At 51.0% G+C, this 17,742-nt stretch carries 16 protein-coding genes and 1 pseudogene; 5 read left to right on the top strand and 12 right to left on the bottom strand.

The genetic code is table 11. The annotated features are described in order from the left end of the window. Positions 1-42: 42 nt before the first annotated feature. Complete coding sequence (locus MOQ67_RS24535) at positions 43-516, top strand: hypothetical protein (protein WP_448675640.1); 474 nt, start codon at positions 43-45, stop codon at positions 514-516. Positions 517-582: 66 nt separating this feature from the next. On the opposite strand, the gene MOQ67_RS24530 is transcribed toward MOQ67_RS24535, so the two are convergent. Together MOQ67_RS24530 and MOQ67_RS24525 are read right to left on the bottom strand one after the other, a co-directional pair. Further along, positions 583-915, bottom strand: a complete 333-nt coding sequence (locus MOQ67_RS24530) for a hypothetical protein (protein ID WP_448675639.1) — start codon at positions 913-915, stop codon at positions 583-585. Between the two features lie 339 nt (positions 916-1,254). Then, positions 1,255-1,450 (bottom strand): annotated as a pseudogene (locus MOQ67_RS24525) (DUF7740 domain-containing protein). Between the two features lie 493 nt (positions 1,451-1,943). Here MOQ67_RS24525 and MOQ67_RS24520 point away from each other — a divergent pair. Together MOQ67_RS24520 and MOQ67_RS24515 are read left to right on the top strand one after the other, a co-directional pair. Next, positions 1,944-2,351 (top strand): hypothetical protein, encoded by a 408-nt coding sequence (locus MOQ67_RS24520; RefSeq protein WP_236455994.1) that lies wholly within the window; start codon positions 1,944-1,946, stop codon positions 2,349-2,351. Between the two features lie 13 nt (positions 2,352-2,364). Beyond that, entirely contained in the window at positions 2,365-2,571 is a 207-nt protein-coding gene (locus tag MOQ67_RS24515; protein WP_236455996.1) for a hypothetical protein, read from the top strand. Between the two features lie 657 nt (positions 2,572-3,228). On the opposite strand, the gene MOQ67_RS24510 is transcribed toward MOQ67_RS24515, so the two are convergent. Both MOQ67_RS24510 and MOQ67_RS24505 read right to left on the bottom strand, forming a co-directional pair. Then, the gene (locus tag MOQ67_RS24510) at positions 3,229-3,657 is read right to left on the bottom strand and encodes a hypothetical protein (protein ID WP_236456441.1); all 429 of its coding nucleotides are present in this window, start codon (positions 3,655-3,657) and stop codon (positions 3,229-3,231) included. After that, positions 3,635-4,501: a hypothetical protein gene (locus MOQ67_RS24505; RefSeq protein ID WP_236456450.1), complete on the bottom strand. Its 867-nt coding sequence runs from the start codon at positions 4,499-4,501 to the stop codon at positions 3,635-3,637. The genes MOQ67_RS24510 and MOQ67_RS24505 overlap by 23 nt, the downstream gene beginning before the upstream one ends. 176 nt (positions 4,502-4,677) lie before the next feature. On the opposite strand from MOQ67_RS24505, the gene MOQ67_RS24500 reads away from it, so the two are divergent. Beyond that, positions 4,678-7,152, top strand: coding sequence for a hypothetical protein (locus MOQ67_RS24500; protein WP_236456459.1), 2,475 nt, complete (start codon positions 4,678-4,680; stop codon positions 7,150-7,152). 59 nt (positions 7,153-7,211) lie between these two features. On the opposite strand, the gene MOQ67_RS24495 is transcribed toward MOQ67_RS24500, so the two are convergent. From MOQ67_RS24495 to MOQ67_RS24480, 4 genes are all read right to left on the bottom strand, one after another. Further along, positions 7,212-8,270: a DUF4365 domain-containing protein gene (locus MOQ67_RS24495; RefSeq protein WP_448675638.1), complete on the bottom strand. Its 1,059-nt coding sequence runs from the start codon at positions 8,268-8,270 to the stop codon at positions 7,212-7,214. A gap of 609 nt (positions 8,271-8,879) precedes the next feature. After that, complete coding sequence (locus MOQ67_RS24490; RefSeq protein ID WP_448675637.1) at positions 8,880-10,517, bottom strand: UvrD-helicase domain-containing protein; 1,638 nt, start codon at positions 10,515-10,517, stop codon at positions 8,880-8,882. 2 nt (positions 10,518-10,519) lie between these two features. Beyond that, positions 10,520-12,244 (bottom strand): ATP-dependent nuclease, encoded by a 1,725-nt coding sequence (locus MOQ67_RS24485; protein ID WP_448675636.1) that lies wholly within the window; start codon positions 12,242-12,244, stop codon positions 10,520-10,522. A 724-nt stretch (positions 12,245-12,968) separates the two neighbouring features. Next, on the bottom strand, positions 12,969-13,580 hold the full coding sequence (locus MOQ67_RS24480; RefSeq protein ID WP_236456150.1) for a hypothetical protein: 612 nt from the start codon (positions 13,578-13,580) through the stop codon (positions 12,969-12,971). 693 nt (positions 13,581-14,273) lie between these two features. On the opposite strand from MOQ67_RS24480, the gene MOQ67_RS24475 reads away from it, so the two are divergent. Next, positions 14,274-14,483 (top strand): hypothetical protein, encoded by a 210-nt coding sequence (locus MOQ67_RS24475; protein ID WP_236456152.1) that lies wholly within the window; start codon positions 14,274-14,276, stop codon positions 14,481-14,483. Between the two features lie 500 nt (positions 14,484-14,983). Here the strand turns inward: MOQ67_RS24475 and MOQ67_RS24470 are convergent, their stop codons facing one another. From MOQ67_RS24470 to MOQ67_RS24455, 4 genes are all read right to left on the bottom strand, one after another. Beyond that, on the bottom strand, positions 14,984-15,586 hold the full coding sequence (locus MOQ67_RS24470) for a hypothetical protein (RefSeq protein WP_448675635.1): 603 nt from the start codon (positions 15,584-15,586) through the stop codon (positions 14,984-14,986). 15 nt (positions 15,587-15,601) lie between these two features. Further along, positions 15,602-15,895: a hypothetical protein gene (locus tag MOQ67_RS24465; protein WP_448675634.1), complete on the bottom strand. Its 294-nt coding sequence runs from the start codon at positions 15,893-15,895 to the stop codon at positions 15,602-15,604. Positions 15,896-16,157: 262 nt separating this feature from the next. After that, positions 16,158-16,796, bottom strand: a complete 639-nt coding sequence (locus MOQ67_RS24460) for a hypothetical protein (RefSeq protein ID WP_236456158.1) — start codon at positions 16,794-16,796, stop codon at positions 16,158-16,160. 86 nt (positions 16,797-16,882) lie between these two features. Beyond that, positions 16,883-17,569: a hypothetical protein gene (locus MOQ67_RS24455; RefSeq protein ID WP_448675633.1), complete on the bottom strand. Its 687-nt coding sequence runs from the start codon at positions 17,567-17,569 to the stop codon at positions 16,883-16,885. Positions 17,570-17,742: the final 173 nt, after the last annotated feature.

The raw sequence follows: 17,742 nt of genomic DNA, 5'->3' as shown, positions 1-17,742 counted from the left end.
GATGGTGTTCAGCGCAAAGCCCGATTTCAGATAGAGGTCACTATGACCAACACCGCGAAGCCGAAGCCCAAATCTCGACGAGGCCGTCCGAAGCTTGAGTCGCAGCAGGTGCTTTATCAAATCAAGGTCTCGGGTTGGGATATGTCTTGGTCGCTCAACCTGGCGCGTTCCGACTTTTCCAGGGCAAATGAAGGCCATTTCAGTGAGCACATGATCCTCACCCTCAAAGGCGTAGTGGTGTACCCAGAGCATTTCAAATACCCAGAGGCCGAGTGTCAGCTCTATGCTGACGCGCGTCTATTTCAAGACGCGGAAGCTCCCAGAGGCATCGGATCCATGACAGCAAGCGGGAGGCGGCTGGCTGTCTTCGTATCTGTGCCCCGTGAGCGTATGAGCTCATTGATCGTCGCAGCCGAAAGGCTTCTGTCGCTGGAGCTATACGCGACCCCTTTGCATTACCGGAGAGGGCTGGTGAAGTCGATCCATTTAGGTACAGAACCGGAGCCTGACTGGTAAGGCCGAGTTAACATGGCCCTGGTTCAAAGTGTTTCGGGGCGATGGATCAGTCACAAGCTCGCTGCGCTACATCGATTTGACCGAAACCACTTCTACATACCTGTATTTTTTCTTGGCTGCTTTAACAGCTTCCTGCTCTGCCAGGAGAGTGCTCAGCGTGTCGGCCTCATGAATCAGCTCGTACGTTTTGCCTTCAAATTCATTGCCCACCCGCAGCGTCACCCTCAGCCTCGGAGTGAACGCCTTTGCGATTTTCTTTTTCTGCGCGGGCTTCACCGGTTGAGCAGGCCCGATCTCCGGAACAGGTGCCTGTACCGGAGTGACGCTCACCTGTTCTACTGGCGTGGGGTTGCCAAAGAGAGCTCGGCGCATCTCTTCTTCATTCAATTCTGGGTTCATTCGATTTCCGGTGGATGATGTGGAGCTGACCTAATTCTAACAGTCGAGCAGTCCTTTGAGAGCGTGGAAAACCTGGGGCGTCAGCCACCAAGTCGCTGAGACCTGAGCGCAGCAGGAATCTAGGTGCGCTTCGTGAGGCTGCTCCAGCAAGCGGAGCGCGCAGGCGTGAGGATGGAAGCCCGGAGGGCCCAGACAGCAGCGGGCACCGCTCGGGCTGGGTTTACGACAGCCGACCCCAAGGGGGGCACGCCCTGAACGCAAAGGAGTTTCTCAGCGCTCCTGTCGCAAGCTACTATCGACGAGTGGCAGAGGGCAGGCGACCTACCAGTGGATTCTGGGTCAGTCATCCAGGTGCTGCGCCAAATTAGTTAACCAAGTCTAGCGGAGTCCGGCTGTCGATCACCTTGTAGATCAGGTCACGCTTACCGCGTGGCAATTTCTTTACCACACTTTTCGCCGATGCTCTGATGGCTTCGTCTGTTCCATGGATGCGTGCCGCGAGGAGCAGTACGAGCGAGGCATCAGTCAGATTCATAACATGGCCCTATCAAACGTAAAGCGCAGTATATCCGCGCGCTCTTGCTGAATGCGTCGGAATGATTCCTGTGATCGTCAACCGCGTCTCGTCGGACGACACTACGTCAGTTATGGTGTTGGCAGTCCTTCAAGGGCTGGATTGGGACACACCCTTGCGCTAAGTTAGTACCAACGACTGCGTTCACTGGAGAGAGCACATGTGTCTACGTGAAGAAGACTGGATCTAACGCATCAGATTGTAGCAAAAGTGGGCTTCCTGCGACCTGAGTGCAGCTTGCCCCACCCACTAGAAAGCGCAGCGCGAATCCAAATTCGCTGCGCCAGACTACCCTGTCCATGCGAGCACCAAGCAAGCGAAGCGCGCGGGCGTGCAGGATGTCAGCCCGAAGGGCCGAGACTTGACTTGCTACGGCTCGGTTCACGACAGCCCTCCGCCAGCGGCGGCACGCCACGACCGTAGGCCAGCTTCAACCAACCTGAAAGAGGCTGGAATGACCCACGTTGAACTCCGAAAGCTTGAGCGCACCAGACGGAGTGCCCTCTGGGAAATTGCCAGACTCCTTCCAGGTGACCCAAAGGCAGCCGATACCTTGGCCATCCTTGACGACCTCGACGCCCAAGAGCGAACCGGGATGCCTTCAACCGCTGAACCACTCGAGCTGAAAGAGGTTCGTGACTCTGTCCCAGTGCAGCATCACAACTGCGGCATCGACATAGTCTTGGAACTAACCATTCCTCAGCCATGGAGGGAGCGTTTCCAGCAGGCGAGCATCGGTTCGACACGGGTGGTCGAGGGGCCTTACGCCACGGACTGGGATAAATTCCTGGTCAGGTGGGAAGCAGAGATGCGCCACTTGGAGCAGCATAGGGCTGTGAGAAACAAACCTGGAGCAGATTGAGGAGTCGACGGGCATGGCAGAAGACGACGATTACACTGTGTACTGCGACATTCAAATGCCGGTGGCCCAAGGCCGAGAGCTGCTGGAGCTAGTGAACGCACTGCGAGAGTCGAAAGCTCACCCAAGTCTCGGTAGGGTCTTCCAGCACATGCAGCACGAACTCAGTACATCCATTGACATCATCGAGAATCCACCATCTTGGGGCCCTTGGTGCCAATAAGGACATCAGTAGAGCCTTCAGAGCTCTGCATCCCAAGAATCCTTGATCGAGATAGGTCTAGTCACCGAACATCTCGTTGATTTCCGTATCAGCACGGCCTAGCGACTTCATCGAGATGCTTCCAGCGTCATTTTCGCCAACGTGCCAGAGTGCAAATTTCGGAAGGTTGAGCCAAGTCGGAGGCTTCGGCGCAACTGGATACGCCGAGCGAGTTTCATAGGTAGCTAAACCGTCGATTATCGATACAAGCGCAATACCGTGCGCTGTCGCGTACTTTATCGCTCCTGATTGAAATCCTGATGTGGTGAACAGCATTCCTTTATGAGCGCCGACAGATCTGACCTTGTCGTGCAGCAGCCTACACAGTGATGTCCGGCCGGCGCCGTCTGGTGATTGAAAGTCTGTTTTACCAAATTGAAGTGAGGTGTTAGGTCGCGCTGGTTTTCTGACTTGGTCAGGATTGCTGCGCTGGGTGGGGGAGCTTTCGTGCGTCCTCAATCAGGGCGGAACGATTGGCAGTGGCGAAGCAGGGCATCCCTCTCGTTCTGATTGAGATCAAACTCTACGGCCATGATTAGGCATCCTTTCCGTTTCGTTGGTGGCAGCAAGCTGTGTGCCTGGTCACTGCTCTGCTGCCTAGAGGTGTTGCAGCCTGTATCACTGGGAAGTGACAGTTCTGTGTTCGATAGCTTTGGCAGCAATACCATCTTTGAAATGAAAAAAGCTGGCTAATGCGAACAGGCCAAGTTGTGCGAGTCCAAGGCATAGAGTCGGTTTGGCGATCATGCCGAAGTAAAATAAAAGAGACATGGCTACCAAGAAGAATCGCTTAGATGAGTACCATGAGAAGTGACGGTCATCCACTGATCGGTTTTTAATTGCGGCCCGGGACGTCCTCACAGCGATTTGTCCAAATATAATGCACGAGACCAGTGACCAGTCAGCCGCTAAAAATATGTCTCTCCATGAGTAGGCGTAGAGCTTGATTGCGACCAAAAAAACGAACGGAGTAACGATGAACAGGTATTCAGAGCAGAGCTCCGCCAAAATCGCCTTCTGCTCTTTAGAACAGGGGTATTGTTTCATGTTGCAACCCCACGTTCCGGTGGATATCTATAACCTTCACAACTTTGGCATTTGATATATACGGTTTGCCTTGGCCAGGAGGAGGAGTGTAGAGCTGGAACGAGACCTCGGCTTCCATGACATCCTTGGGCCCGATTGCTCGTACTAGGCCATTTTGATAGTCGTCAAGCCACTTCACATCGATGATGTTCGCGTTGTACCGGCTGCCTGTTGTAACACTGACCATCGACCATGCACCTTTGCCAATGTTCACTGGGGCGCGCACGTAGAGTCTATCGGTGCCGTTGAAACTTGTTGTGATTCCAAGAAACATGTTTTTCGGATTGGCGTTGAAGCGCCAATGGGTGTTGATGGGAGTGACATTTTCTGTGTCCGCTAGGGACGTCAGGACGGTTTCGTCCGGTTGTAGCTTTTTGTTGGCCTCAGAAAATTTCTGAAGAGCAAACGCGAGCTCTTTCCTGTCGATTTTCGGGTGAATCATGTGCGGGGTGTCGGATTTGGTCAGTTCGCTTTCAAGTACAGAAGCGATTGCATCGACCTCGCCTTCAGTGGCCGTACTCTCTACCCCTGAAAGGGTATCCGCAAGTCTGAAGCCCGATTCAATGATTGCGGAGGACATCCATTCTTTGAACCGACCAGGGACGGCTTTGATGAAGCTGGCAACAGACCCTGCCTCAATGCACTCGAGTTGAAGCTCGAAGTCCTCTGGGTCGCCTAGCGCATTGACCAAGACCTGACCAAGTGCTTGGTAGGCCTCAATGTAGCCGCTCATAGCCTGGAAGACTTCTGCCGGACGCTGACGCTTCTCGGCGAAGTCGATTTTGATTTTCAGCGTTTCGGACATGCCAGACTGCTTCCTTGAGAATGGTTGATACTGCCAGCTGAGAACTTGCGTCAATGACAGCTGGCATGACTAAACCACACCAACCAGGGATCGCTGGGAGCGAAGATTCTACAGCTGATGGTGGCAAAATGTCGTCACTCGAATTTGGCTCTCTCTTCGCATCGCATTGATAATGCATGGCGATCATCGTCCTGCTGCCCGATCTCGGCTCGTGGTTTAATCCACACCTTGGCAATAGGCAGCGCACGCGCGAGGGGCTGATGGATAAGGATCCAGAAATGGAAATGATTACGGATGCCTCCGAGGATGGGCATCGGGTTGATGGGGCGCAGCTTGATCAGGATGATCAGGTCATGGTAATTCTGGAACACTGGCGCAGTGCCTGGACTGACCTCAGTCGAACTGAGGCGGTGGTTGCGCAAGGCCCTAGCTTCGCGTTTTGGGATTCCAACGTGAATGGCTTTGAGAATCCGGGCGCCTTTTTCTCTGCCGATGCAATTGATCAACTGATTCCACCCGAGGAAGTACGGGAGATGGTGCGTAAGCACATGGACGTTATCGACCATGCGCGCGAGATGTCTATTGTGCTGGTGTTGAGGGAAGGAGCGGGGGCACGAGCCGCAGTTGCGGTGATACCCAAGACCGCCGAGTGCCAGCCTCAGGCCTGGTTTGAGATGGGCAAGATCCGGAAGACCTCGGTTACCCAGAAAGTCTGGATACCGCTTCGTGCCGAATCAATGATCTGTAGGGAAGGGGAGTATGGCTATGAGGGCTTCCTCGAAGAGTATTTCGGGGTCGGCTCAGTCATGTTTGAGCTTGAACATCGTGAGCAGATAAACGAACTGGGCTGGAGCGACATCGGCGGGAACTCTTTTACAGGCGGTTTAGAGACTACCTACGTCTGGCCAGACCGCGCCCACTCAACCACCGATGGCGATGCTGATCAGCCTAAGGAGAAACCCGGGAGCAACAAGGCAGAGCAGGGGAAACTGCTTGCATCCTTCCGAGTGCCTTTTATCAATCTCAATCTGAACCTCAATGTCCGGTCGACCCAGGCGGAAGCCGCTACGCCGGCTCTTACAGCGAGCCCGCCTGAATCTGGCACACCCGCAGAACCGCAGCGCATTTCCACTTACTACTGGGCTGGTGATTGGGGCAGTCATCATGGCGATGCTGTAGGCACCGGGCTCGTGATCGATCAGTCGTTTGACGGTGTAGCCACCAGTGAATGGCATTTGCATCAAGATTTTGTCATCTCTTTGGGATTGCAGCGGCAAGGTGACGTTTGGCTGCGTCCCGCTGAGGGATTCCAGGAGGTCGTGCGGTTGTCGCGCAACGATGCCGGCGAGCCGGTTCTTTTGGAGGTGCGCTCGGAACACCTTCGCGACTATCTGAAGGCTCGGGGGATGTACCTTCTGATGTCTAGCTTCAGAAGCCGACACCAAATCGTGTCGGATGCTGCTCACATCGACTGGGCTGAAGAACTGGTGGAAGAGGAGATGGATGCTGACAAGTGGGAGGGGCTCAAGCAGCCTATACACGAAGGCGGTAGCCAGTACGGCTCCTCGACTGCTGTTTTCCACGCATCTCGCACTGATATCGATGCGGATGATGAGGTGCCCGTGCTTGGTTTTCCAAACGACGACTCTGTTGTGTCCAAGTCGTGGACGGTGCAGCACCAAGGGAAGAAACTCTTCAGTTTGAGGGGCTCGCTCTGGAAAACCGAATTGGTCGAACCAGGCCGGGTCAGCGAGCGGGTGTTGGGTGAGCAGCCACCTAATAGGGTGGATTTTGCGGTTGATGGCTCTGGAGAGCGCGTCGATGGTGCTGGACTGGTGGATCGTGGCTGCTGGCTGTGGTTCCGCCCGAGCGTCACGACATTGCTTAGCAGTTACCGAGGTTTCTCATTAAGCTGGTGTACCCGCGACACAGGCTTCATCGGTATCTCGCGAGGCTACAGCGTGCATTTCGGGCTGAATGATCTTGGCCTTATCAATGTGTACGGCAAGGACATTGGACAGCTTCCGCTGTGGCAGCAGCGGGTGTGGGCAGGTGCCAACGTAGCGCCAGATGGGGGCGTTTCGGAAGAACTACTGGCATCGCAAGCTAAAGCCGAGCCCGCCGATACTCAAGCTCCCGAGACGCGTTTGAGGCCAGCTTACAATGCGCTCAATGAGGCGTTTGAAAAGCTGACAGGAAAACCCTTGTTCGCACCGCACCATGCTATTAGCGACATCTTTGATCGAATTCACCGGTTCCGTGCGCTAGAGAAAACCGGTGTGCTCGAATTGGCCAAGGACTTGGCCCGGGTCACCGTTGAGTCGTTGGACGGGGTAGCACTTTCGGTGCTGGCTACTCCGCCAGGCAAAATGAAAGCCGGGTCGGTCAAGCACCTGGAGGCGGTGTTGCAAAAGGAGGTGAGCCAGGATGAGGCCAGGGCGATGACCAAGGTACTGGTAGGGATCAACGAACTCAGGCAAGCGGATGCTCATCTACCGTCCTTTGAATTTGGCAAAGCTTACGGTCTGGTCGGTATCGATCAGCATGCTGACTTGGACGTAGTGAAGGGTCGCGTGATGCTGGAGTCGCTAGTTGTATCGCTGGTTCAAATGGAGGAAATCTTGTCTCGATTGCGCCGCAAGAGCAAATAGGCTTGGCCACGGAGCCGTCCCTAGTGCGGTCGACTCTCTGGAGGAGTGTGCTAATCAGTCTAGGCGAGTCGCTTCATCAGTATGCTCCTTCGTTCTTCGTTGCTATATTCAAGAGGCTTTAGATCCGAAAGTCGAGCGAACTCATCGTCGTAATAGAGGAATTTACCTGTTGCCAGGAAAAAATCTGGGTCAAGGCTTTCCCGAACTGAGTCCGCAAAAAGATTGACTGACTTTACGAAGTTTTGCATCGCTGATAGATATCGAGTCAGCCAAGCTTCATGTTCAGCTTTTGCGTCGTTAAAGTTTTTATTCGTGTAGTCACGTTCATAAGCTCGAATCCCCCACCATGAGCGCCATTTGGCAAGATATTCAGCGCGCTCCAGAAGGATATCAATAGCGGAGTCAGCGCTTTTGAGCATGTTTTGAATGGCTCGTTGGATGTTTCCCAATTCGTCACTCGGATAGATAGCACCAACGGTAGCTGCTGCCGAGTATCTCACTCCGTCGATGAAATCTTCAGATAACTTAGGAAGGTGATCACAGCAGGCATAGCAGATCCAAGCATGCCATTGAGGGAGCTGGATTTTTTTTGCTACTGTGTATACCAATTCTTTGATGTGTTGCGAGTGCCCAGGAATTGGGCCAGGGCCTGTGTCGCTAAAAGTCTGAAGTTCAGGTGGTCGAGGCGAACTATAAAAAAGCTGCGAAATTTCAACTGCCGAATTTTTGTCGAAAAACTGGTCTGTCGGAAAGACTATGTTCCAGCTTTTGTCGGTTTTTATTACGGCGTTTTCAGTAATGTGTACCCAGCGCAGTGTGTCGTTTCTGGGGGTGTACACTACCAACAAGACCGGAATCGAGTGATTGAGCCAGTAATTAAGATGTCTAAGCTCACCGTAGAATATAAGGCCACGCTTAGTTTGGGTGAGGTGTGACTCTCCAGCTTTGATTTGAACCGCAATCAAACGTCCTTGAGGGCAGCCATTCAAAACATATTCGATCTGCCCATCTATACCGTAATCGACAATTGGGGTTTCTCTAAAAATCCATCCAAATAAAGTCGTAACCGCGAGATCTATCTTGGCGACACCGATCCGCTCAACAGGCTGATAAGTCATTCTCTACTCCGACGGATTCTGGATACTCGCATGACTAACGGTCTTCAGGTTGCTGGCCATACGAGATAGCGGTTCCCTTCTTTGCCCATTACTTCCGGCTGCAGGAATGGTGGACGCACCGCTCGCCGGGCCTCTACGGAGCTTATTTTGTCCATAAAGGCCACATTGTTGCCTATTTAGTCCAGTACCTGAAGCCTTTTGTGAGAATCATTAGTTTCAGGCGGAGATGATTTCTGGCGTACCAAAGGGAGGCTACATCAATGGCCTGCTTCGAATAGATGGAGCAGGAAGCTCTGGATGGTATCGACTGATGAGTATATATAAGAAGCATCTATCATGATGAGCTGCTCTTCGATAAAGCTCAAATTTTTAGAACTATTAATTATGCGTATGAGCTTTGTGGAGTTCTTGAACGGATTTGCATCGCCATCTGCATGTACGATGCAGTTCCTGATGAGGTTCAGAGTTGTCAGGTGAGACCACTGTTTGTTAACGGTCGTGAAATCTATTTTGGCCAGTTTCTCAAGCGTTCCCAGCGTTCATAGGTAGTTCCCATCATACTCCTAACTCTTGGTTAGACGATCCAGTGGCTCAAGCAACTCAATCACTCTATCGGTATAGCCCTGCAATCCCTGGCAAGCTAAGAAATTGAGAAGGACTGCCTTTTTTAATATTATTCTCAGAGTTTATTCTCTTATCACTTGTAATCAATACACACCATTTCCTAGCCCTAGTAATCCCTACAAAATGAAGGTTTAATTCTTGATCCCAGTCCGGAAAAACTTCATCGTTGAAGTTTCCCGTGTACTTGCGAGTGGGAAACACCCAATCATAAAGATCTAAATGCACGACAAAATCAAACTCTAGGCCTTTCGACTTATGAAGTGTCATCACTTGAACTTCGCCAGGATGCGCACTCTCATAGTGTAAAATTTCCTCGGAAGACGAGATGGTTTTTTGAAGCGCCTCAACTTCAACTTGATTTTCCTTGTGAAAATTGAACGACTGCGCGATCTCTAGAAATGCACCTGGAAGTTTAACTAATTGAAAATCTCGCAGATCATGGATCGACTTTCTAAGCGCTCTCAGTCTAGCAGGTGTACTTTTGAGCAGCGGAAAATCATCAAGAACTTGCTCTACGAGCTTGCGTTTATCAAAATAAAAGTAAAGCAGCGCAGAGAAAAAACGCCCCAGCGGACTGGAAATTTTTGACAACGAATCGTCTCTGTAGAATCTGGCTGGGAGGGTAAGATGTCTTTGAAGACGGTCTATTGAAACGTTCCATCTAACTAAAATTGCGACCTCACTTAAATCCTCAATTTTAAATATACGAACTGCTCTCTCTATCCAACTACTAAGACTCCTAGCTACATCCTCTTGCGTTCCATCAAAGCTACGGTGATAGACCTGGATATCGGCAGCGGCAACAGGGATCAGTTGGCAATGAGGAGAATACAACCGTTTAGAGTAATTAATAATTGAGGGATGACTGCGGTGATTGATGTCAATTACGTAATGTTCAAAATCCCTTACATTAGCCGTGAGTGACAACAGATGACGAGGATCACTCCCTCGGAACGCAAATATAGATTGTTGCGTGTCTCCAACAGCTACAGCTCTCAAACCCAATGAGTGCAGAGCGCAAAAAAGTACATGCTGAGGCTCCGATGTATCCTGATACTCATCTATGTAAACCGTACGATACTTTGCTTTAATATAACGCCTGCATGCCTCTGATCTCTCTAAAATCTTGCAGGCAATTACCGTGACAGCCTCTAGAAGAACGAACCCCGCTCGGTAGTGCTCTTTAAATGCCGGCTCATACAAATCGTAGTCGCTTGCGACTAAATTTTCATCTGGCTTTGAAAGATCAGGAAGATAGTCTTTATGCTCGTCTTCCAGTTTGCTATATTGCACACATGTTAGTTCGTTACCACTAAATCCATAAAGCCTGGCTAGAAATGGGAATATAATCTCCGCAAGACAGAAATTGTCGATTGTTCCGAAAAAACTCGCTCTAATATTGGCTCCATTTTTTCTACATTTATCGTCGAGTTCTTTGCTGGATTTGATAGTGAAGGATATGCCGATGATTCCTTGGTATGGCTTGAGCGTATCAAACTCTTGGCGGATCTTCTCTACCATGACTGTTGTCTTGCCACTGCCAGGGCAGGCCGTGATAACCATACTCCCGGGACAGTCAATAGCCGCTTTCTGAGCGTCACTGTAAGTGAATTGAGAAGGCATACCTAGCCCTCAGCCAAAGTTTTAGCATGGAGTAGCGGCTTTGCCAAATTCCCACCTTTGATGAGAGGAAGGCTATCTGAAATTTGCGCCAGTAACTCTCTCATGCGGATAGCTTTCTTACCCTGCAAATACTTGATCGCAATAGCGGCGTCTAAAGTGCGTTTCCTCAGTTTTTTACACGCATAAGCAATCACTTCAGATTCCATTTCCTCTGTCAAATCATGCTCAAGATCGACGCGAGACAGATAGGCGCCTTTTGGGTTAGTTTCCTTCGAAACCTTCTTCCAAGTACCATCAGCCAGCAATGATTGAGTGGTCGTACCGAGTGGGGAATGTGGCATAGCGGCTAAAGCCACCGCTGCGCAGCAACGGTTAATCCCCGCCAAATGACGCTGCTTTACTCTTTTTACCGTGATATCCGAGACATCATTATCTGTTCTCATCACCCAAGGGATTTCCATGGCGTCCAAGATTTTTACGTAAACGCTAAATTGAATTCCGTCTACAGACAAAATGGAAATATTGTAAAAATCCAAGTCCACTGATAAGCGTTTTGCAAGTTCGCTATAAAACAAAATCTCCGACGGGCCCTCTACAAGGAAAACACATTTAGCAAAGAAAGCTTCAGCGGGCAGAATGCTCATCCTATACCCTAAGTGATCCCATGCTTTACTGATGCAGTTGCTACAACCATTGCTTGCTGCTTTAGTCCTCCCACCTTTAACTTTGAGATGGACAATTGAAGAAGGCGTGTAGCGAGCCGTAATCTGTGGTGAGTGGCTAGTAATAAACGTTTGCCCAGGGAGATGATTAATCAAATAGTCAGCCAATTTTCTTTGTTGATGGGGATGCAAGTGCGCCTCAGGTTCCTCGACGCAATAAAATACTACCTCACTATCCGGGTCGTGCTCACGCTGGCTCTTAGCCTTCCACAAGGCCATCAAAATTTGATTGTTCCGCCCGTCGCCCCCAAGCATTACAGATGCTCCGGACGTAGACGCGCCTAAACGTAAGCTATCAATAAACTGCTGAACCTGAATTGCGCCTGAGTCGAGCTTTACTTCATACTCACTGAAGTCGTGAGCAAGCTTTTGCAACTCCTCATTTACAGAATCAGTCGCTCCTTTTACATAATGCAAGTTTCGGATTCTATCATTAATCGCTTCTAACGCTTTTCCAATTCTAGCCATCTGCCGATGGTCGGACTTCGACTCTGTCTCGCTACGATTCTCTAAGGATAACTTTAGAAGCTGTCTCTTTTCAGAGTTAATATATTTTTCAAGATCTCTGCGAGACTTCACGTACCTCATATTTATATGCTTTAAGTAATATCTTGAGGGGATTTCTACAAGCGAAGACTTCGTGGCGCCGATTCGAATTTGATAGGTCAGAGTACGTCTATCGGCAGTGTATTGAAGAACAGAGCATAAATCATCTGTGATATTTCCTTTCAGACTTGCAAGTACAGCATCCTCTGTAATTTCAGAGAAATATACCGTCACAGACAATGTGTCAGAAATTTTCCCAGCAGCCGAGATGTGGAAATCGGACTCAACGGGCTCAATCTCTGCATCAGAAAGGCTTTTATCTAAAAGCAATCGCAAAGAATAAACCAAATTCGTCTTTCCAACATTGTTCGCACCAATAATTAAAGTGTTACGTTCAAGATTTATAGTGGCATCCGCGAAGTTCCGAAAACCTTTCAAAACTACTTTGGTAATTAGCATTGTCTTCCTTGGTTTTAGATTTGCGTAGGTTTCTGAGCTTCAGCCGGAGCGCGTACGGTGTCAATAGGGCATTGGTGACGGCCATGCCCACAGTTAAGCTGTGTCTCTGGGACTAGGACGGTAGGCGACAGCTGCCAAAAAGGAATTTGTTGGCTATGCATAATGCGGCCATCATGCGCCCAAGCCAGTAGGGGGTGGCCGGAGCCCGACGACAGAGAAGGTGTAAATGGGCGCGACCGACGACCCGCATGACCGTGTCTGGCGCCACCAAGAACGTCAAGGGATGGGCTCCTCCTGTTTTGTAGAAGCAGGTCAAGCTTGCAGCAGGACACAGAACGCCGCCCTAGGCGAGAGTCATGTGACATTTGGTTTCACTACTTTTGGCCTAGCACGTACCGGGCATCAGAGCGCAAGCTTTCTGAGACCGGCAACGGTCGGTTCAACCGCGATAGGCTGACGACCAAAAATCACCACATTGAAGAGGGCCTTCAACCTTGAACGCCCAAGCTATTCTAGCGAGAAAAACTGTCAAGACTGAATCGCCTCCGGTTTCAAAGATCCCCCATGACCGCTTTTGGCCGTTGTCTGCATGTCGCGACCGGCAGAAAACGGCAAAATTCTGCCGCTGGAGAATTGTCTATGAAGTCAGATCGAGTCGCTTATTCTAAAATTTCCCAGAATGAAAAAGGGCCGGGTGGCCCTCTTTTGTATTTGGCGGTGTGATTTACAGCTCGAAATGGCGTAAGAATGTATGAACATTCTTTCCAGTGTCTTTGTTAAAAATAACGTCTTCATTGCCAATCAAGCCGTCTGCGATTTTGATAGACGCTTCATTGCCTTCATCTACCACTGCTTCGATGGCAAATCCATCGGAAAGCTTGCCTTGCATCCCATTGCAAAACTCGGTCAGAGCTTTAAGTGCAATAGTCTTGCCCCAATTGTTGTTGCGATAATTTTTAGCAACGGCCCAGTCAACCTGCCATGTAGCGACGCCTTCTCGCACAGAGTCAAAAATGATGGTGCAACGAGCCATCACCTCGTTCTGAACGGTAGGGCTGAACATAACGTATGTGAACCGCGCCACGCCTTCAGGTTTGTCGCCATGGGCATAGACGTCTGGATAGACTCGCCCCGGCTCAATCTTGATAGCGTTGTTCTTGATAGCTACGGCAATCTGCCGCAAACCTTCCTCGGCAAGCTCAGCTCCGGTCATTTTATTTAAAGCGTGCATTGGTTTCGAAACCATCGTAGAGACTGGCGCTGGTCTTGTATCGAACGGTGACGACGCATCCTTGGCCTTCTTTTTTTTGAAAAAATTAAACATTTCAAAATCCATGTGTTGAATGTCCGCTAGTTCAAAATTAAACAGTTCTGGAGATCGCCACGCCCATGAATGGAATCATGGGCACACGTCTGCTCGGGCTGATTTCAGCACTTTGGCCACTGACTGTCGAGACGAATGCCCCCTTTTGGCCGAAAGTGTGTAAAAACGCTGAGTCAAAATTGAAGTCTGCGCTTCTATGCCAAATCTGAAATTTATCGGCTGGTTGGCGACCTGGATTTTGCGTAGAGACGCGATTTTCAGTTCTACTTTGGACACCAATCGCGTTGAAAAACGTTTTTACACACTCTGGGCCGATCTCTGCCGCTACCGAACGACTATATTGGGGCTATATCCGCCGACCATCGCCACAAATCGAGTTGACCAAAGGGATGCCAATAGCTGGCAGGCCGGATGCCAACAGGTGGGATAAGTGCAGTGCCAACGCCTGGCCAGCTTGAATGCGATTGGCTGTGCAATGGCAAGGCAACCGGGTGGTCAAGTGGGGTGTAATCAAGCACCTGGCAGGTCGCTTAGTCAGGCTGGCTTGGGTAAGCGGAGCGCGCAGGCGTGTAGGATGGAAGCCCGAAGGGCCGAGACGCAGGCGTCGCCAAGGCTCGGTTCACGACAGCCTTTCCCCGCAGGGGCACGCAATGGCGCCTCTGTGGGATGCGAAGCTGAACAACAGGGTGATGTGGAGAAAATCCTATGGGTATGACAGACGATGACGACACTGTGTACTGCGACGTTCAAATGCCTTTGTCACAGGGAAGAGAGCTACTGGAGCTAGTGAGCGCACTGCGAGAGTCGAAAGCACATCCCGGCCTCGATAAAGTCTTCGAGCACATGCAGCACGAGCTGAGCACCTCTATTGATATCATCGAGAACCCACCATCCTGGGGCCCATGGTGTCAGTGAATAGAACTCCAATGAACACCTTTGTTTTGCAGTTCTGAAATCATGCTAAAGGGCTGTGGCTGCAAGCAGGTTACCTATTCGCTACCGTTGTTTCTGAACCAGATCTTTGTATAACTCTCGGGCCTCAAGGATCTGATCCCTGATCTCCTCGGGGTCTATGCGCATGCCGCCGCGAGGCGTTATCTGGAGCGATTTTAGGTTGTTCGCAGCCATGATGAATTCCCGTTCTTCCGCCTGAACCCACGCGGGGCGCTTGTCTTTCCAAAAGAGCCAACCCATTTGCCCGGCCTCATCTTTGATCGGATGTTTAGCAGTATGTGGGAGCGGTAGCCAATGTCCAAGCAAGAAGGTGAGTCGGATCGCTCCGCAAGCGGAGCGCGCAGACCAGGATAGTCGAAGAGCGTAAGGATGGAAGCCCGAAGGGCCGAGACCCAGCGTAGCGGGGCTCGGTTTACGACAGCCGATCCCGAAGGGATACGCCCGACCGCCTTGATTAAACGTTACCGAACAGCTCGTTGATCAAATGACCGAGGCACTACGCCCAGCGCGCAAAGATCGTATGTCCTGCGCAATGCTACCTCGTCGCCAGAAGACACCCGCGCATGGGTAAAGATCGTCGACAGAAAACGTCTCCTTTCGCTGTTGCCGAGCTCAGACCAAATCCTTGGCTGTCCTTGTGCATCAGGAATCGCCAGCCGGTCGAGGAGATACTCTTCCAGGCTGTGCAGACGTTGTTGGCCATCAATCAAAATTTCACTGTTTTCGGCCAATGCCCTGCTACCGCTTTCTGGCTCGTACCAGTCATTCGTGAGGTAGCTGCCCAGATCCCCACCTGACCATATTGCTGAGATGAAACGAGACTTCTGACCGAGGTTCCATTCCAGTCCGCGCGCCCAGGTTGGCACGGGCATGCCCATAACGAATCGCGCTGCCCATGGAAAATGCTCACGAGCGGAGGAGGGGTCTACCAGATACTTTTCCCACTGACCTACCAGAACATCAATTGGGTAATGACTGACGGTTGTAGCCAGAACCCGCTGCGGCATCTGGATGCGTAATTCAGACGGTTCGTCGTCGGCATAGCGTTGAAAAATAGAAGTCATGGTACTCACTGGTGGCTACAAATAGGTGGAGGTGCTGGAGCCAACACGGGCGCATCGCCATGCGTCGACAGTCTCGATGATCAACACATCTCGTTCGATGGAAATGTCGATCTGGTCGCTGTCGACCAGCGCATGTGCGTAGCCCTCTACATAGGCTGCTGCTTTATCAAATGCAGAAAGGGTTTCTGAAGACATGATGAAGCTGATCAGACGTTGCCAGGCATCGTGCTGGCGGTTGCCCAGGATCGTCTTGAAAAACGGAATGGCGGCACTCAAACGCAGTGCGTAATCATCGATTGGTGGGATCAAAGCGGTTCGCTCAAAGGGAGTACATACCTATGACAAACGGTTGGTTTTGCAAAACCTTGAGCCTGATGCGAAATTTTTTCGTAGGCGAGGGGCCATCCGGGCCAAAGGCTGATCACTAAAAGCAAGCGGAGCGCGCAGACGTGAGGATGGAAGCCCGGTAGGGCCAGGACGGCGGCGAGTATCGCCGGGCCTGGTTCACGACAGCCGTCCCGGCAGGGCACGCAAAAGCTGCATTCTCCACTTCGCAGGCCAGCATCAGTGTCTATGGGATAGGCTTGGAACCGGTAGCCGACTCTCGCCACGAATCCAAGTCCTCGTCAAAGAGATCCGGCCCGTCTCGCAGCTGTTCCGGCTCTTCTTCGGGTTCCTCATCAGTTGGTGGCCCGAAGACTTTTTCAGGCGCCCAGTCATCCTTAAACAGGAACATTTTAGGCGTGAACTCGAAGATTCCGATTTCGTTGTCGTCAAGAATGTCGCGAACGAACTTTCTGAAAATCCTGCCCCCATCAAAGCCTAAACCTGCAGCGACATCTTTGATAAGTAGGACAGTCCAATCGTCATACATGACACCAGCAGCGATTTCTTCCCAACCGAGATGAAACAGCTCAAAACTCTCACCGACTAATACGTCGTCATACACGACGACGAGCATACCTTTGGAGGCATTCAGCAGCTTCACCGGGGAGAGAAGGTTCAAGATGATCGACTGTTCGATCAAATCGATCACTCTCGTATCAGGTTGATCCTCCCAGAGCACAGCGAATTTCTGAATCCCCGTAACATCGAGTGGAACGCAGTCAGGGCCAAACAACTGTTGTGTAGAAAAAATCGTATATGCGCCCTCACCATCATCGTTGTGAGGTTGCTCATGCTCGGTATAAAGCAAGCGGGAATAGATCATGGTGGGCACCGTGTGGCGAAGGAATGTGTGAGCCGTACCTGCGTCGGGCACTCAACGATAGACTGAGTACCTATCCGATTGCTTTATTAGGCATCTGGACTTTTGCTTCCCGCGCCGACGTAATAATCCGTCATTGAACAGCGACAGTGGCCCATCATCGACGCTACAGAGTCCACTACCCTCGGGGGGAGCCCCGAGGGGGCTTCTGACTGGCGGGTAACGGTCTGGAGGAGGTCAACGTGGAGCTGGTGAGATACTGGGTCGTCGCCGTTTAATATTTCCTCAGCGCAGTCATGGAGAACCGGTATGTTATAGCGCTCAATCCCCAAGCTATTCGACTCAAGGACTTCCTTGACTTCACGCCAAAACAAGTAATCAGAACGGCCTGAATAGGCCTCGTGCTCACACGAAAAATCCACTTCCAACTTTCGATTGAGCTCCAGTTCTTTGATCGGCTCCCATAGGGCTTCGATGGCAGAAAAAGTGGAACCCGCCACTTCGTCACTCAAAAAGATACGAAGCACGTCTTTGTGAACGGCAACCAGCTTCACCCCGGACATTGCGCCTCGGATGTGTGCCTGTTCGAGAGTCTCGATTGCGAACCTGTCCTCTAGCGGCTGGTTGTAGAGGACGGCGAAGCGCTGTTTGTTAGCGGTTGCCATCAGATCAAGATTCGGGGTCTTCCACTGCAGGGCGCTGAACACCACGTATTGGAAAACACCTTCGAGAGCTACGGGAGCGCATTCCGGGTGGAACAGAGCTGAAAATCTCATGGTGATTTCTCTCTTGGACGGTAGTGAGAACTGAAGACCATGTGGCTGAAGTGGTCAAGGGAAAAAAACGAAATCTCTATTATAATTTTCATTTGAATCAGTATCTTACGAGCATACCCTTAACTGAAATTGGCACATGGTGAGCGCTGCGTGACAAGCGTAGAGCTCATACC

This window comes from Pseudomonas sp. LY-1 (genome assembly GCF_053502595.1).
Note: the sequence above shows the minus strand (reverse complement) of the source record. Positions and strands in the feature narration are given on the sequence as shown.

What these genes read in the sequence shown, in the direction of transcription:
- MOQ67_RS24535 (WP_448675640.1), top strand. Translation starts at nt 43, where the DNA reads ATGACCAACACCGCGAAGCCGAAGCCCAAATCTCGACGAGGCCGTCCG.
- MOQ67_RS24530 (WP_448675639.1), bottom strand. Translation starts at nt 915, where the DNA reads ATGAACCCAGAATTGAATGAAGAAGAGATGCGCCGAGCTCTCTTTGGC.
- MOQ67_RS24520 (WP_236455994.1), top strand. Translation starts at nt 1,944, where the DNA reads ATGACCCACGTTGAACTCCGAAAGCTTGAGCGCACCAGACGGAGTGCC.
- MOQ67_RS24515 (WP_236455996.1), top strand. Translation starts at nt 2,365, where the DNA reads ATGGCAGAAGACGACGATTACACTGTGTACTGCGACATTCAAATGCCG.
- MOQ67_RS24510 (WP_236456441.1), bottom strand. Translation starts at nt 3,657, where the DNA reads ATGAAACAATACCCCTGTTCTAAAGAGCAGAAGGCGATTTTGGCGGAG.
- MOQ67_RS24505 (WP_236456450.1), bottom strand. Translation starts at nt 4,501, where the DNA reads ATGTCCGAAACGCTGAAAATCAAAATCGACTTCGCCGAGAAGCGTCAG.
- MOQ67_RS24500 (WP_236456459.1), top strand. Translation starts at nt 4,678, where the DNA reads ATGGCGATCATCGTCCTGCTGCCCGATCTCGGCTCGTGGTTTAATCCA.
- MOQ67_RS24495 (WP_448675638.1), bottom strand. Translation starts at nt 8,270, where the DNA reads ATGACTTATCAGCCTGTTGAGCGGATCGGTGTCGCCAAGATAGATCTC.
- MOQ67_RS24490 (WP_448675637.1), bottom strand. Translation starts at nt 10,517, where the DNA reads ATGCCTTCTCAATTCACTTACAGTGACGCTCAGAAAGCGGCTATTGAC.
- MOQ67_RS24485 (WP_448675636.1), bottom strand. Translation starts at nt 12,244, where the DNA reads ATGCTAATTACCAAAGTAGTTTTGAAAGGTTTTCGGAACTTCGCGGAT.
- MOQ67_RS24480 (WP_236456150.1), bottom strand. Translation starts at nt 13,580, where the DNA reads ATGGATTTTGAAATGTTTAATTTTTTCAAAAAAAAGAAGGCCAAGGAT.
- MOQ67_RS24475 (WP_236456152.1), top strand. Translation starts at nt 14,274, where the DNA reads ATGGGTATGACAGACGATGACGACACTGTGTACTGCGACGTTCAAATG.
- MOQ67_RS24470 (WP_448675635.1), bottom strand. Translation starts at nt 15,586, where the DNA reads ATGACTTCTATTTTTCAACGCTATGCCGACGACGAACCGTCTGAATTA.
- MOQ67_RS24460 (WP_236456158.1), bottom strand. Translation starts at nt 16,796, where the DNA reads ATGATCTATTCCCGCTTGCTTTATACCGAGCATGAGCAACCTCACAAC.
- MOQ67_RS24455 (WP_448675633.1), bottom strand. Translation starts at nt 17,569, where the DNA reads ATGAGATTTTCAGCTCTGTTCCACCCGGAATGCGCTCCCGTAGCTCTC.